Annotated in this window: 12 protein-coding genes; 7 read left to right on the top strand and 5 right to left on the bottom strand. The window is 56.9% G+C overall.

Annotated elements, in window-relative coordinates; all coding sequences use genetic code 11:
• Positions 1 to 7: 7 nt before the first annotated feature.
• The 3 genes from AACY26_RS16790 to AACY26_RS16780 form a co-directional block, all read right to left on the bottom strand.
• On the bottom strand, positions 8 to 859 hold the full coding sequence (locus AACY26_RS16790) for a universal stress protein (RefSeq protein WP_339515753.1): 852 nt from the start codon (positions 857 to 859) through the stop codon (positions 8 to 10).
• A 29-nt stretch (positions 860 to 888) separates the two neighbouring features.
• A complete protein-coding gene (locus tag AACY26_RS16785) occupies positions 889 to 2,376 on the bottom strand; it encodes a SulP family inorganic anion transporter (RefSeq protein WP_339515752.1) in 1,488 nt (495 codons plus the stop codon).
• Positions 2,377 to 2,614: 238 nt separating this feature from the next.
• The gene (locus AACY26_RS16780) at positions 2,615 to 3,064 is read right to left on the bottom strand and encodes a DMT family transporter (protein WP_339515751.1); all 450 of its coding nucleotides are present in this window, start codon (positions 3,062 to 3,064) and stop codon (positions 2,615 to 2,617) included.
• A 525-nt stretch (positions 3,065 to 3,589) separates the two neighbouring features.
• Between AACY26_RS16780 and AACY26_RS16775 the strand changes: the two genes are divergently transcribed.
• Together AACY26_RS16775 and AACY26_RS16770 are read left to right on the top strand one after the other, a co-directional pair.
• Positions 3,590 to 5,308 carry a collagen-like triple helix repeat-containing protein gene (locus AACY26_RS16775; RefSeq protein ID WP_339515750.1) on the top strand — a complete coding sequence of 573 codons (1,719 nt, stop codon included), beginning with the start codon at positions 3,590 to 3,592 and terminating at the stop codon, positions 5,306 to 5,308.
• Between the two features lie 98 nt (positions 5,309 to 5,406).
• On the top strand, positions 5,407 to 7,074 hold the full coding sequence (locus tag AACY26_RS16770; protein WP_339515749.1) for a ShlB/FhaC/HecB family hemolysin secretion/activation protein: 1,668 nt from the start codon (positions 5,407 to 5,409) through the stop codon (positions 7,072 to 7,074).
• A 227-nt stretch (positions 7,075 to 7,301) separates the two neighbouring features.
• Here AACY26_RS16770 and AACY26_RS16765 read toward each other — a convergent pair whose 3' ends face one another.
• The gene (locus tag AACY26_RS16765) at positions 7,302 to 7,715 is read right to left on the bottom strand and encodes a response regulator (protein WP_339515748.1); all 414 of its coding nucleotides are present in this window, start codon (positions 7,713 to 7,715) and stop codon (positions 7,302 to 7,304) included.
• A 45-nt stretch (positions 7,716 to 7,760) separates the two neighbouring features.
• Entirely contained in the window at positions 7,761 to 7,985 is a 225-nt protein-coding gene (locus AACY26_RS16760) for a Flp family type IVb pilin (protein WP_010490598.1), read from the bottom strand.
• A 286-nt stretch (positions 7,986 to 8,271) separates the two neighbouring features.
• On the opposite strand from AACY26_RS16760, the gene cpaB reads away from it, so the two are divergent.
• The 5 genes from cpaB to AACY26_RS16735 are packed head-to-tail and all read left to right on the top strand — an operon-like array spanning position 8,272 to position 13,811.
• Positions 8,272 to 9,219 carry a Flp pilus assembly protein CpaB gene (gene cpaB, locus AACY26_RS16755; RefSeq protein ID WP_339515747.1) on the top strand — a complete coding sequence of 316 codons (948 nt, stop codon included), beginning with the start codon at positions 8,272 to 8,274 and terminating at the stop codon, positions 9,217 to 9,219.
• Positions 9,220 to 9,247: 28 nt separating this feature from the next.
• Positions 9,248 to 10,483, top strand: a complete 1,236-nt coding sequence (locus tag AACY26_RS16750; protein ID WP_339515746.1) for a type II and III secretion system protein family protein — start codon at positions 9,248 to 9,250, stop codon at positions 10,481 to 10,483.
• Between the two features lie 9 nt (positions 10,484 to 10,492).
• Entirely contained in the window at positions 10,493 to 11,665 is a 1,173-nt protein-coding gene (locus AACY26_RS16745) for a pilus assembly protein (protein ID WP_339515745.1), read from the top strand.
• Positions 11,662 to 12,933, top strand: coding sequence for a CpaF family protein (locus tag AACY26_RS16740; protein WP_339515744.1), 1,272 nt, complete (start codon positions 11,662 to 11,664; stop codon positions 12,931 to 12,933). The genes AACY26_RS16745 and AACY26_RS16740 overlap by 4 nt, the downstream gene beginning before the upstream one ends.
• Positions 12,930 to 13,811, top strand: coding sequence for a type II secretion system F family protein (locus AACY26_RS16735; RefSeq protein WP_339515743.1), 882 nt, complete (start codon positions 12,930 to 12,932; stop codon positions 13,809 to 13,811). Before AACY26_RS16740 ends, AACY26_RS16735 begins: the two co-directional genes overlap by 4 nt.

The following is a 13,811-nucleotide window of genomic DNA, read 5'->3' as shown; positions in this document are numbered from 1 at the left end:
GTATCGCTCAGCGCAGAATCAACAGCGGACAGAGGCTTGAGGCGATTAGCTGGCTGGTGGTACTGCCAAGCAAAAGCTGGCGAATACGTGAGTGGCCATAAGCGCCCATCACCAGCAGATCGATTTTCTGCTGCAACTGGTAGGTACGAATTGAAGGCTCTACCTCCGCTTCACGCCAGGCAATGCTGACCTCGCTGGCCGAGGGCCTGATGACTTCGGCGGCTTCTTCGAGCAGGGCCTGACAGGCCGTGCGGTCGCTGCCCACCATCAGTAAATGGCAGTGCAAACCCTGCAGCAGCGGGCTGTCGGCTACTCTTTGCAAGGCCTTGCGCGCAGTGAAGCTGCCGTCATAGGCGAACAGGTAGTTTTGCGGCGCCAGGAAATCCCCACAGGTAATCAGGGCCGGGCTTTGCAGCGTGCGAATGACCGGTTCCAGCTGGCTGCCTACATGCTCTGCGACGTTGTCGTTGGTGGCGCTGTGACGGCCGATGACCAGTAGGCGAATGCGCTCTTCCAGGGCAACCAGGCTTTCCACCAGGCTGCCGTGTCGCTGGCGAGTGAGTGGGGCGTCGATGCCCGCCTGAATGGCTCGTTGTTGCGCCGCCTCGAGCATCTGCTGGCTTTGCTCCAGCGCCCGCTTACTGTGTTGCTGATCCACGCTCGCAAGCTCTTCAAGCAAGTGCTCGCGAGTGCCAAGACCGATGATGCCGCTCAGGTCACTGCGTTGCGGGTATTGAGTCTTGTCCAAGACATGCAGCAGGGTCAGCGGCGCTTGCAGGCGCTTGCTTGCCCACACAGCGTAATCACAAACAGCAGGGGCGGTGGTTGAACCATCAATGCAGGCGAGTACTTCTGACATGGGCATTTCCTTATCTATAACGACGCGTCTCAGTGACCTATCAAGGTGTCTGCCGCCTCGGGCTTATCGTGCACGCCGAACCGATCGACAATAGTGGCACTGGCTTCATTCAAGCCTAGCACCATGACTTCAGTGCCTTCACGGCGCAGCTTGAGCACCACTTTATCCAACGCTGCCACTGCGGTGATGTCCCAGAAATGAGCGCGGGTCAGGTCTATGGTGACCTTCTCGATGGCTTCCTTGAAGTCAAAGGCATCGGTGAACTTGCTTGATGAAGAGAAGAATACCTGGCCGACGACTGAATAAGTGCGGTGTGTGCCGGCGGCATCTGCCTCGGATTCAATGTACAGGAAATGGCCAATTTTGTTGGCGAAGAACATGGCCGCCAGCAGCACGCCGACAAGCACCCCGTAGGCGAGGTTATGGGTGAAGACCACAACGGTCACCGTGGCCAGCATGACGATGTTGGTCGACAGCGGGTAGTGCTTGAGGTTGCGGATCGAGTCCCAGCTAAAGGTGCCAATGGAAACCATGATCATCACTGCAACCAAGGCAGCCATCGGTATCTTGCTCACCCAGTCGCTGAGAAACACCACCATGATCAGCAGCACCACACCGGCAATCAACGTCGACAAACGCCCGCGCCCACCGGATTTAACATTGATCACCGATTGACCGATCATTGCGCAACCGGCCATGCCGCCGAGCAGGCTGGATGCAATATTGGCCACGCCTTGGCCCTTGCATTCACGGTTCTTGTCGCTACTGGTGTCGGTCAGGTCGTCGACAATGGTTGCGGTCATCATCGATTCCAGCAACCCCACCACAGCCATGGCGGCGGAGTAAGGGAAAATGATCGCCAAGGTGTCGAAGTTCAGCGGCACATCGGGCCAGAGGAATATTGGCAGGGTGTCGGGCAGCTCACCCATGTCACCCACAGTGCGGATGTCCAGGCCCAGGGCAATGGCGACAGCGGTCAAGGACAAGATGCACACCAGCGGTGAAGGAATGACCTTGCCAATGACCGGCACATAGGGAAACAGGTAGATGATGCCCAGGCCAGCGGCCGTCATTGCGTATACATGCCAGGTAACGTTGGTCAGTTCGGGCAACTGCGCCATGAAGATCAGGATCGCCAGGGCGTTGACAAAACCAGTCACTACCGAGCGCGAGACAAATCGCATCAAGGAGCCCAGCTTGAGATACCCCGCACCGATTTGCAGCACGCCACAGAGCAAGGAGGCCGCCAGCAAGTATTGCAGGCCGTGATCCTTGACCAGGGTGACCATGAGCAATGCCATGGCGCCGGTGGCGGCGGAAATCATACCGGGCCGCCCGCCAACAAAAGCAATCACCACCGAAATACAGAACGAGGCATACAGGCCGACCTTGGGGTCAACGCCGGCAATAATCGAAAAGGCAATCGCCTCGGGAATCAGTGCCAGCGCCACCACCAGCCCGGCGAGGATGTCGCCGCGAAGATTAAACAGCCAGGTATTTTTCAGTGTTTGCAGCATGATCGTTTCCAGTGAGGCGAGTGTCCGCAGGCTGTTTTTGCCGCGTGTGAATTTATGGCTACTTGGTTAACCTGAGCCACTTCATTTTGATGGTCGATGAAGCTCAGGCTAAAAGCCTTTGATGTGCTCTGCAGGCGCCAGAAAAAGGCGCGCCGAGCGCGGTGTTGGTTGTGATTTGGCCGGCAAAATAACACACAAGCCGCGTAAATCCAGAGATTGCCTTTGCGCGGCCGGGCGTTCAGCCGCGTCGAATCAGCCAGATTCCGGCAACAATCAACAGCAGCCCGCCGATCTTTCCGGCGCTGATTGGCGCTTCTTTAAAGCCTGCCCAACCAAAGTGATCCAGGGTGACCGCCATGGTCAGTTGCCCGGCGATCACCAGTGCCATAAACAACACGGCGCCCACTCTTGGCCCTGCAAATGCAGCGGTGGCAATAAACATTACACCGAGCATGCCGCCACACCAGTGCCACCATGTCAGCCCTTTGAGTGCGCCGAGCGAGGGTACTTCGCGTTGCGCCAAGACCAGCAGTAACAAGGCTGTAGTGCCGACCGCAAAAGAAATCAGTGATGCCGCCAGTACGCTCGACACCTGTTTAGCCAATTGGCCATTGATACCTGCTTGTAGCGGCAGGCAGGCACCTGCGACAAAGGGCAGGGCGAGTAACCACCAGATCGGCGCCGGCATAGAGGATGTCCTTGGGTGAGGCATGGGCGCCGTATTATGCCGCAAACCTGCCACCACCTACATATATTGAAACATTACTGCGCCAGGTATTACTCGGGCAGCCCCTGCTGGGGCAGCCCTTGCTGAGGCTCAGGTGGAAGGCAAAGCGAATAAAGTGCTTATTTAGAACAACTAAAGTCCAGCGCGACCCCGGCCGCTTTTTCGCACCTTTTACTCGCTGGCGTTTGCCCTTCGGGCCAGTCCAGTCCTGAAATGGGCCGCTCAATCACACTAACTGCTGGATAATTAAAGTTTTACCGACTATAGATGAATAAGCACCGTGTTAATTGTATAAGTAGCGATTATAACTTTGTGATTAGTTGTTAGTTAATGGCTGCTCGGTCTTGGAGGAGGGTTATATAAACTGTTAATACCAAGATACGGGTTGTTGTGAGTGGGTTATTGGACTTTTATAAGTCACGGGTTGTCTGGGGTTTGCAGCACTAAAGCCCTGAGATGTACAACACTTATAGAAGGACTTTGATCATGAATAACTCCACAATAATTAAAACAAGTAGTGCACTCGCACTGATACTAATGGTTTCGCTCACTGCGGGTTGCAGCAGTGGCGGTGGTGGTTCGAAAAGTGTTGTAGATGGCAGTGCGTCTGATCCTGTCGCCGTGGATGACGGCAATGGCACAGGCAACGGCGATGGAACCGGTAATGGTGGAGGCACCGGCAATGGTGGCGGAACAGGTAACGGCGGTGGTGGCGATGGCACAGGTAATCCACCAGTGGTGACTAATCCAGACCCTGATCCAGGTCCAGGCACCGATCCGGATCCGGATCCAGGTTCAGGCCAGACGCCACTGGTGACCGGCAACATTGTGGATAACCTTGGCGACACCACCGGTGCTGTTGGCGATGGTTTAACTGATCTGGGCGATCAGATTGCCAACACACCAATTGCAGGCAACACAGATTTGACCTCAGGCGTAGGTGGCTTGGTTTCATCAACGGGGGCTGCCGTCAACAGCCTCAGCGACGGTTTAAGTGATGGTCTGGGCCAACTCGGCACAGACAGCAACTCAGTCGGCATCACTGTGGCGGGTGTAGGCAATGCGGTGGGCGATCTTGGTACAGGTGTCTCCAGCGTGGGGAACTCGCTGCAGCTTGTCGGTGACAGCGCCGCGATCCAGAAAGTACCGCTGGTGGGTGGCGTCGTCAGTAAAGTCGGTGGCGTTGTCGATGGCGTGGGTGAGCGTGTGACCATGCTGGGTGACACCTTGAGCATTGCCAGCACCACTGGGCCTTTGGGCCAGGTGACCGATCAGCTTGGTTCAAAAGTGTTGGTGCCTGTGGTGAGCATTGTCGAGGGCACAACACAAACCCTCGGCACCGCGACCGGGCTGGGTCAGCCTGTGTCCGGCTTGATTGCCAAGGTTGGCGATACACTGGGCGGGTTGGGTGACAAAGCCGCTGGCGTCGGTGGTGGTAACGCCCTTACCTCAACAGTGGGTGGTGTATTGAAAGGGGTTGGCGGCACTGCTGGTGCAGCTGGTGGCTACGTCCAGCCTGATGGCGAAGGCACAACAGGCCTGCCTCTGGCGGTCGGCGGCTTGAACAGCCTGGTGGCAAGCACAAGCGGTGTAACCAGTGGCTTGGCTGAGAAAACCAAACTCAGCGGCCCTGTTAGTGGCTTGCTCGAAACGGCTGGCGGCGCAGTACAGTCGCTTAGCCAGGGCATCAATATCGGCAGTGGCAACGGCATTGTCGGTGGCGCAGCTGGTAACGGCGGGGCGCTTGGCGGGACTGTTGCTTCGCTCGGCTCTTTGGTGGGTGGCTCAGGCCAGCCCAACACCAACTCCGGCCTAACCGCGCCATTGACTGTAGCGGGTGCGGCACTGGGCAAGGTCGTGACTCCGGTGGTAGGCGGGGTGAGCAGCGTAACCCAGCAAGTCGGGGCTGCTACCAAGCTTGATACCCCAGTCAACGCTGCGCTTAACCAGGTGGGTGGTGTAGTGAGCGGTCTTGGAACCCAGGTTGCGGCGGCGAGCAGCAACCCGGTGATCAAACAAGTGGGTAATACCGTGAACACTGTTGGCCAGACTGTTGGCGCCCTGGGAGGCTTGGTCAAAGGGGCAACGACAGACACTGGTGCAACGGGTGGTCTGGGCGGTTTGCTGGGAGGTTTAGGTGCGGGTGTCGCTGCTAAAGGTGGAGCAAGTGGTGGTCTGACTGGTGGCCTGCTCAACCGGAAATAGTTGACAGCCTTAGGCGCTGAACCCTCTCCCTGGGGTTCAGCGTCATTTTTGTTTGTGTGGTTTTAAAACGTGTCAGTAGTTTGGTCATGGAGTGTCCTATGCGCGCTTTGTTAGTCCCTGTTGTACTGAGCCTTTCATGCTCTCAATTGGCCTTGGCGCAACAGTTGCCAAGTTATCTCAACAGCAATGATGTCGAACGAAACCTCCCGACGCCCAACCTCCCGGTTGATGCCTATCGACCAGAACCCCCCGCCCTGCAGGTGCCTGAACCGCAACCATCGCAATTAGAGATGGGTTCCAAGGTCATGGTCAGAAATATCCAGATCGCCGGTGGCAGTGTTTATTCCCTGAATGAAGTGGCGGCGATCTTTCAACCCCTGGTTGGCCGTGAAGCCAGTATTGGCGAGTTGATCAGCGCCACTCGCAGCATCACACAGCGCTATCAGGACGACGGCTACTTATTGTCCTATGCCTACTTGCCGCCGCAGTCTTTTAACGAGGGTGTGGTGCGTGTGGTGCTGGTTGAGGGCTATGTAAAGGACTACCAACTCAGTGGCGATATTGGCGCAGTGTCCAACTACGTGCGCAAGTTGCTGGATAAGATTCAGGGCGAGCGTCCGCTGACCCGCAAGACATTTGAGCGCTACACCACGCTGTTGACCATGATTCCAGGTGTCTCGGTCGGTGCGCAGGTCCCGCCGCCAGGCACCACCGATGGTGCAACCACTCTGATCGCGCAAGCATCGCGTAAACCCTGGACATCAAGCATGAGCTTGAGCGACAGCAGCCGGGATGACATTCAAGCGGTCCTGTCAGGCAGCAGCAATGCCCAGACCGCACTGGCCGAGCAAGTCACCCTCAGTGCTTTGTTTCCGCCAGGGGAAGACGAAGAGCGTTACTACCGCCTTGATTACAGCCAGTTTCTCGGCAGCGAAGGCACTCAGTTAAGCCTTTATGGCTCGACCTACAAGAGTGAGCCCCATGACCGCCTGCGCCTGGATAACGGCATTGAGTTAACCCGCAAACGCCAGAACGATCGCTACTCGATCGGCTTATCCCATCCGTTGATTGCTGCGCCTGATCGGTTGTGGACTGCCGGTACGCGGCTCTATGCGGTCAATGATCACAGCAAGTTCGATGTGGTGGGGTTTCCGCTGAGTATCGATAACGACACCGACATTCGGGTGCTGGGGCTGGAAACAGACTGGCGCCAGGCCGATAGCCAGCGGTTGCGCATCCTCAGTGCCGGTCTTTACCAAGGCATAGATGGCATGGGCGCGAACACCGATAACTCGCTGTATGACCTGGATTTTTTACGACTGCGTTTGTCCGGCGTGCAAAGCGACCAGTATTGGGAGAACTGGCAGGGTGTAATTTCGGCGGCTGTGTATTGGACCGATGACAATCTGCCAGATGCCGAAACCGTCGTGCTTGGCGCGCAAAACTTTGGCCGTGGTTACCCCAGTGACCAGGCTTCTGGCGACAAGGGTTGGGGCGCCTCGTATGAGCTGAACTACAGTTATCGTCGCGAGAGTGAGTGGCTACGGCTGTTGCAGCCCTATATCGCGGTCGATGCAGCACGCAGTTGGTACAACGACTCGCCACTGCCGACCTCGCAGCTCTCTTCGGCGGCGCTTGGCTTGCGCTTCGGAGATGGGCGTTACTACAACATCTCCGTGGAAGCGGCAAAGCCGATGTCTGATGTCGCCCTGGATAGCAATAACCGGCGCCCACGCCTGACCTTCAGCTTTAGCTACCAACTCTGAGTAGGTGCAAGGTAAATATCATCCTTAGGGTGCGACAACGCGCAGCTTGTCCACCAAAGATTGGCAGGCGAGCCTGTTTTGCACGGTAAATGGCGGACAGAAAAGCGCTGTCCTCCCTACAAGAACATCACCGCGTAGGGTGTGACAACGCGCAGCTTGTCCACCAAAAAAAGCTCCCGACCACTGGGGCAGGGAGCGCGTGGAGTTAAAGCTGATCGAGCCGGAAATCAGTAGTGTGCGGCCCTCAACGGCAGGGGCGGCAATAATCGATGAAGAGTCTCGAGCAGTCGGGTGTGGTAAATCGGTTTCTTGAAAAAATCGATCACGTTCATCTCCAGCACATCTGCCACTTCATCTGCGTCGGTGTGACCCGAGGTGACGATAATCGGCAAGTGTTGGCGCGAGCAGTGCGTGCGCAGGTGTTGGATCAGTTGTGCACCGTTCTCTTCCGGCATGCGCAAGTCGGTAATCACCAGCCCAATGTATGGGTTGCGGGTCAGTTGCTCGAGGGCTTTGTGCACCGATATTGCGGTGTGGCAACAATAGCCCTCCAGCTCCAACAGCTCTGCCAGCTCCAGCAGAATATCCTCTTCATCATCGACCAACAGCAGTTCATGGCACTCGTTGGATTGATGCTGCATGGCGTAACTCCTAGTTTGATAACTAACTTATGAAGTTAGTGTGAACTAGGCTGTTGGACAGCTCGCACCGCCTACTGCAGTACAAATATTAATAAATATAGCTTTTACTGCTGTGCTGATTGGTCCGGCAAACCCAACCAATACAACGGCCACTAATGTAGCCACAATGGCATATTCAATGCCCGCCGCGCCTTTTTCTTCTTTTAGAAAGGTGGTGGTTTTAACCACGGCGGCTATATGCAGTTTTCGAATCATATTAATCAGGGACATCTTAATCTCCTTATATATAGACGTACTTGCACCTTGAGCATTGTCTAGTGCAAGCGCCAGCGCAACTGTAAGAAGTAATTAGACCCATGGGTATAGTTATAAAGTCATAGTGGTGAAATGGCGTAATTCCAGCTATCACTGTAGTTAGCCGGTAAACGCTTTGGCGTAGGGGTTTACGCCAGATGTCGAGGGTGCTTTTCAAGGCGTTTACTGCCACCTGTATTGATGCCAAACACGTAAAACAATAAGGCATTCACTAGTTGTCAGGGCAAAGGAGAAAGTCACCATGGACAGCCGGGTAACCATGGCGTTGGCTGGGGTTTTATTGCTGGGAGCAGTGGTCGCAGGGTATTGGGGAATTGCGCTGAGCCAACAACCGCCACCGAGCAATAATGCAGCCGTAGCGCCGCCAGTCACCGAACAGCCTCAAACCTTGAGTACGCGTATCGACGAGGCCGCTGACAATGCGCAGCGTTCAGCTGTGGTGGTTGCAGTAAAGGCATTAGCGCCGTTTGTGCCAATCAAGGCCGAAGATGTGGCCATTGAGCAGCTGCGCGTAGCGCCTCAAGGCAGTTTTTCAAGTATCGAACAAGTCGTTGGACGCAGCAGTTGGAATCCAATTGGCGCAGGAACTTGGCTGAGCCAGGAAAGTTTTGCCGCTGGCGGTCCGCTGGCGCAAATGATCCGTCCACAAGAGCGTGCAGTCGCCGTTGCGGTTGATGAGGTGATCAGCGGTGGCGGCCATGTGCGCCCCGGTGACTACGTCGATGTGCTGCTGTTCATGCAGGAAAAAGACGGTCAAAAGCAGCAAACCGCTCAGGTTGCAGTGCCTGCCGTGCGGCTCTTGAGTTATGGCCAGGAGTTGGGGCCGAACCTCAATGGCCAGGCGGTGCAGATCAAAGACAAGGACGATGAAAAAAAACAACCTAAAGCCGGTCGCAGCGTGGTGCTCGCGGTGCCGCAGGAGTTGGTGACTCGCCTGATGCTGGCCAGCCAGGCCGGAACTTTGCGTCTGGCCGTGCGCAGTGCTGATGAAGACTTGCACCAGCGTTACGCCGCAGGTGAGGTCAACCTGATTGCACTCGATGACAAAACCCGCAGCCTGCTGCCGCTCAACAGTCTCGAAGGCAAGGCTTCACCGCCTGCGGTGACCAGTAAAGCCCCGCGCGCTGTTGCCCGCAGCCCTGGAATCCAGGTGTTTCGCGGCGTAGAAAATTCTTGGCAAACACCCTGACCCGCAAGGAAGCCAAAGCATGATCTGTATGAGTCGTCGGATCGCTTTCACCCTCAGCCTCATTGGCTGCGCAGTGTTTAACCATTCTCAGGCCTGGGCTGCACCGGCGGCCTGCTCATCACTCGCGGCAGTGTCTGCGGTGATTGAAGTAGGGCAAGGCATGCAGCAGCAAATCCGTTATCCAATGGCGATCAAGCGTCTGGCGGTGGGTGATCCTGAAACCGCCGACGTGCGCCTGACGGGTAATGACAGTTTCTTGCTGACCGGTAAAAAATCAGGCGCGACCAGCTTGATGGTCTGGACCTCATGCAGCGCTGAGCCGCGCAGCAGCATGGTCTATGTCGAAGGCCAAGCCACGGCGGCATTGGCCCGGCCGGTTCATCCTGATCCGCTGGAATTGCCTATCAGCCAGGTACAGACCGATATCCGCTTTGTTGAAGTCAGCCGCAGCAAGATGAAAGAGGCGAGCACCTCGTTATTCGGTACCGGTTCCAATAACTTTCTCTTCGGTGCGCCCGGTACTGTCGGCGGGGTCACGGTCTCCCCCGGCTTGGTGGGCGGTATCAGCCCGGCGATTCCGTTGGTGAACAGCGGCTTCAACGTTGTCTTCGGGGGTGGCAGCAGCAAAGTGCTGGGGATCTTGAATGCCCTGGAAGGCAGCGGTTTTGCCTACACCTTGGCCAAGCCCAGTCTGGTTGCGCTGAGCGGCCAGAGTGCAAGTTTTCTCGCCGGTGGTGAGTTCCCGGTCCCGGTGCCAAGTAGCGGCAGCGACAACATCAGCATTGAATACAAGGAGTTCGGTGTTCGTCTGACCCTGACGCCAACCGTGGTGGGCAATAACCGGATCAACCTCAAGGTCGCGCCTGAAGTGAGCGAGTTGAATTTCGCCGCGGGTATCGAGATCGCCGGCACCGTGGTTCCGGCGCTGAATGTGCGGCGTACAGACACCAGCATCAGCTTGGCGGACGGTGAGAGCTTTGTCATCAGCGGCTTGATCAGCAGTAGCAATACCGCTCAGTTGAACAAGTTTCCTGGCTTGGGCGATATCCCGATTCTGGGCGCCTTCTTTCGTTCGACCAACATTAACCGCGAAGACCGTGAGTTGCTGATGGTTGTCACGCCACACCTGGTCCAGCCGCTCGCCGCTGATGCGCAAATGCCTTCCTTACCCGGAGAGAATCTGCGCACTTACGATCCGAACTTTTTCAAGATGTACTTCTTCGAGAACGGCAATTTCGACAAACGCTCCGGCTTGTCGCAATAGGGGTTGGTCATGAGTCAGACATTCTTAGCCTTGACCCGTAATGACGCCGACCTTGAATGGCTGCGGGGCTCATTGAGCTCGTTGGGCGAGGTGCTCAAAGTCGGTCATGGTGCGCTGAACGAAGTGCTGTCACTGGCGGACGTGACCGGTGCCGGACTGCTGTTTGTTGGCCTCGACCGTGAAAACCTGGTGGCGCAGAGCTCACTGATCGAAGGCGTGCTTGAAGCCAAGCCGATGCTGGCAATTGTGGCGCTGGGCGATGGCCTGGATAACCAGTTGGTATTGAGCGCCATGCGCGCAGGGGCGCGTGACTTTATTGCCTATGGGGCGCGCACCAGTGAGGTAACCGGCTTGGTTCGGCACCTGAGTCGGCGCATGCCGAGCCTGCAACCGAGCACCCAGACCGGCAAGCTGATTGCCTTGTATTGTCGGCAGCAGGATGCCGATGCAAGTTTGATTTCCAGCCATTTGGCCCTGGCGATTTCCCAGACCAGTCAAACCACCTTGCTCCTCGACTTGGGATTGCCGCCAGGCGAGGGCTTGGCCGCATTGGGGTTGCAAGCCTCATTCAATTTTGCCGATGCCATGCGCAACATCCGGCGCATGGATGCGAGCCTGATCGACAGCGCCTTCAGCCAGACCAGTTGCGGCATGCGCGTGCTCTCGCAAGCGGCCAAGGATCAACCTCTTGAAGCTGCCACCGCTGCGGAGTTGTACCTGTTGCTTGGGGCGCTGCGCCAACACTTCCAATTTATTGTGGTCAACCTTGCCGGCCAGCCTGACAGCGAGGCACTGCGCCTGTTTGCGAGCAATGCTGAACGCTTGCTCTGGTGCACCGATCAAGGCGTTTCAGGGTGTCAGCGCAATCTTGAACTGCTGGCCAACTGGCGCGATGCCGGGGTCAAGCTACAGAATGCCAGCCTGCTGGTGGACCGTTACATGCCCAGCGTCGCACCGGACAGCGAAACCCTGGGCAAGACCTTCGCGCTGCCGGTGATTGAAGTGCTGCCCTCCAGCCCGGAAGTACGCATGAGTGCGCGCAACCTGGGGCGTAGCTTGTTCGATGTATCGCCCCGTGAACGGATCAGTAAAGCCCTTCGTAAATTAGGTTACCTCTTGGCTGAGCGGCGTAAAGATCCGAGCGCATCACGCTGGCCGTGGCCGCGGAGGAAATCCGCATGAGTGGCGAAACACTGTTTGGCGGCACCGCCCGCTACAGCCAGGAAGGCCAGTACGACGGCCAGGGCCTGAAGCTGGTGTTGCACCGTTTTATCATCGATGCAATTGACGATGAAGGGGTCAATATTCTTGAAAGTCCAAGGCCCCAGGTTTCGCGGTTTGTCACTGACCGTGTGGTGGATTACGTCAACCGTCATCACCTGGCTGTGTCGCGTTATGAAATGGAACGACTGGCCGAAGAGCTGGTGGATGAACTCACCGGTTTTGGCCCGCTTGAGGTGTTGCTGCATGACGCCTCGGTAACAGAAATTCTGGTCAATGGCCCCAATCGCGTGTTTATCGAACGTGAAGGCATGCTCCACCAAAGCGACCTGCGCTTTATTGATGATCAGCATGTGCAGCGGGTGATCCAGCGAATTCTAGCGCCACTTGGGCGCAGGCTCGATGAGTCTTGCCCAATGGTCGATGCGCGCATGCCAGACGGCAGCCGGGTCAATGCGATTATTCCGCCAATCGCCCTTGATGGCCCTTGCTTGTCAGTGCGTAAGTTTCGCAAGGACTTGCTGCAAAGTGCGGATTTGCTCGCGCATCAATCGGTTGATGAAGCGGTTCTGCAGTTTATCCGGCTTGCCGTGAGCCAACGCTGCAACGTTCTGGTCAGCGGCGGTACCGGCACCGGCAAGACCACCATGCTCAATGTCATGAGTTTGTTGGTCGCGGAACATGAGCGGATTGTCACCATCGAAGACACCGCCGAATTGCAGCTTAATCACCCGCACGTTGTTCGCCTGGAAACACGTCCGCCGAATGCTGAAGGCCATGGTGAAGTGGCGGCTAGCGATCTGATTCGTAACGCCTTGCGGATGCGCCCGGACCGAATCATTCTCGGTGAGATTCGCGGCGTGGAAGTGATAGACGTGCTGCAGGCCATGAACACCGGTCACGATGGCTCAATGAGCACCGTGCATGCCAACAGCGCACAGGATGCATTGCTGCGCCTGGAAACCCTGGTCGGCCTCACCGGTCGTCAAGTCGCCGAGCGTACCTTGCGCCAGATGATCTGCGCTGCGCTCGACATCGTTATCCAACTCACCCGCCTGCCCAATGGCCGCCGTTGCGTCAGTGAAGTGGTCGAGGTGGTGGGCATTCGCGATGATGTCTACGTCACCAACACCCTGTTCCGGCTCGAACGTCACTCTGGCAAGTTCCTGCGTGAGGCAATGAACCCTGCCAGTGAAAAACTTCAACATGCCTGGCGGGAACTGCAATGAACGCGTCGCTGCTGCTGGCTGCAATTTGCCTGGTGCTGGCAGCGCTGGGCTTGCTGGTGATGCAGTACGGTTGGCGCCAGTCACGCACCGAGCATGTGATTGAGCGGCTTGGTCAGGCCAAGCCGGAAATGATCAAGGATAGCCGCTGGGGCTGGCTGGAACGTGCCTTCCTGCGCGCAGGCCTGAAGCTGCCCAGCGAGCGGCTCGGGCTCTTGTTCAGCCTCTGGATGGCGCTGCTGGTGCTGGGGCAACTGATTGGCGGCTGGATCTTTGCATTGGTTGCACTGGTGCTGCCGCCGTTAGGCCTGCATATGCTGCTTAGCTGGCGTTATCGTCGGCGTCTGCGGCGGGTGGTGCATCAGTTGCCGCAAATGCTCGATCAGGTCATGCGCAGCCTGCAAACCGGTCGGACCTTGGGTGATGCACTGGTCAAGGGTATCGATACCGCGCCTGAGCCTTTGCACGGTGCATTGGCGCGGGTGCAGCGCAACGTCAAGTTAGGCGTCAGCTTGCCGGAGGCGCTGGATGATGTCGCCGAACTCTACGAGCAAGAAGAGCTGCGGATTCTCGCTTTGGGGGTCAAGGTTAATCATCGCTTTGGTGGCAGTGCCAGCGAATTGCTAGCTGGCTTGATCAAGGTGATTCAGGAGCGTGAACAAATCGCCCGGCAGCTTCGCGCAATGACCGGTGAAACACGGCTGACGGCTGTGGTTCTGGGTGTGCTCCCGGTGTCGATGGCTGCTTATATATTGGCGGTCAATCCCAGCTACTTGATGAGCATGTGGCTCGATAGCAGCGGACAGAAAATGCTCTTGTGCGCCTTTATCCTGCAAGTGCTGGGCACTGTGATGCTCTGGCGCATGCTGAGGAGTATCTGA

The organism is Pseudomonas sp. RL_15y_Pfl2_60 (genome assembly GCF_963970595.1).
Classification (GTDB): domain Bacteria; phylum Pseudomonadota; class Gammaproteobacteria; order Pseudomonadales; family Pseudomonadaceae; genus Aquipseudomonas.
Note: the sequence above shows the minus strand (reverse complement) of the source record. Positions and strands in the feature narration are given on the sequence as shown.

Bases quoted from the DNA above. Each gene is read 5' to 3' on its own strand.
- cpaB (WP_339515747.1), top strand. From the start codon at position 8,272: ATGGACAGCCGGGTAACCATGGCGTTGGCTGGGGTTTTATTGCTGGGA.
- AACY26_RS16790 (WP_339515753.1), bottom strand. From the start codon at position 859: ATGTCAGAAGTACTCGCCTGCATTGATGGTTCAACCACCGCCCCTGCT.
- AACY26_RS16745 (WP_339515745.1), top strand. From the start codon at position 10,493: ATGAGTCAGACATTCTTAGCCTTGACCCGTAATGACGCCGACCTTGAA.
- AACY26_RS16775 (WP_339515750.1), top strand. From the start codon at position 3,590: ATGAATAACTCCACAATAATTAAAACAAGTAGTGCACTCGCACTGATA.
- AACY26_RS16760 (WP_010490598.1), bottom strand. From the start codon at position 7,985: ATGTCCCTGATTAATATGATTCGAAAACTGCATATAGCCGCCGTGGTT.
- AACY26_RS16770 (WP_339515749.1), top strand. From the start codon at position 5,407: ATGCGCGCTTTGTTAGTCCCTGTTGTACTGAGCCTTTCATGCTCTCAA.
- AACY26_RS16735 (WP_339515743.1), top strand. From the start codon at position 12,930: ATGAACGCGTCGCTGCTGCTGGCTGCAATTTGCCTGGTGCTGGCAGCG.
- AACY26_RS16765 (WP_339515748.1), bottom strand. From the start codon at position 7,715: ATGCAGCATCAATCCAACGAGTGCCATGAACTGCTGTTGGTCGATGAT.
- AACY26_RS16780 (WP_339515751.1), bottom strand. From the start codon at position 3,064: ATGCCGGCGCCGATCTGGTGGTTACTCGCCCTGCCCTTTGTCGCAGGT.
- AACY26_RS16785 (WP_339515752.1), bottom strand. From the start codon at position 2,376: ATGCTGCAAACACTGAAAAATACCTGGCTGTTTAATCTTCGCGGCGAC.
- AACY26_RS16750 (WP_339515746.1), top strand. From the start codon at position 9,248: ATGAGTCGTCGGATCGCTTTCACCCTCAGCCTCATTGGCTGCGCAGTG.
- AACY26_RS16740 (WP_339515744.1), top strand. From the start codon at position 11,662: ATGAGTGGCGAAACACTGTTTGGCGGCACCGCCCGCTACAGCCAGGAA.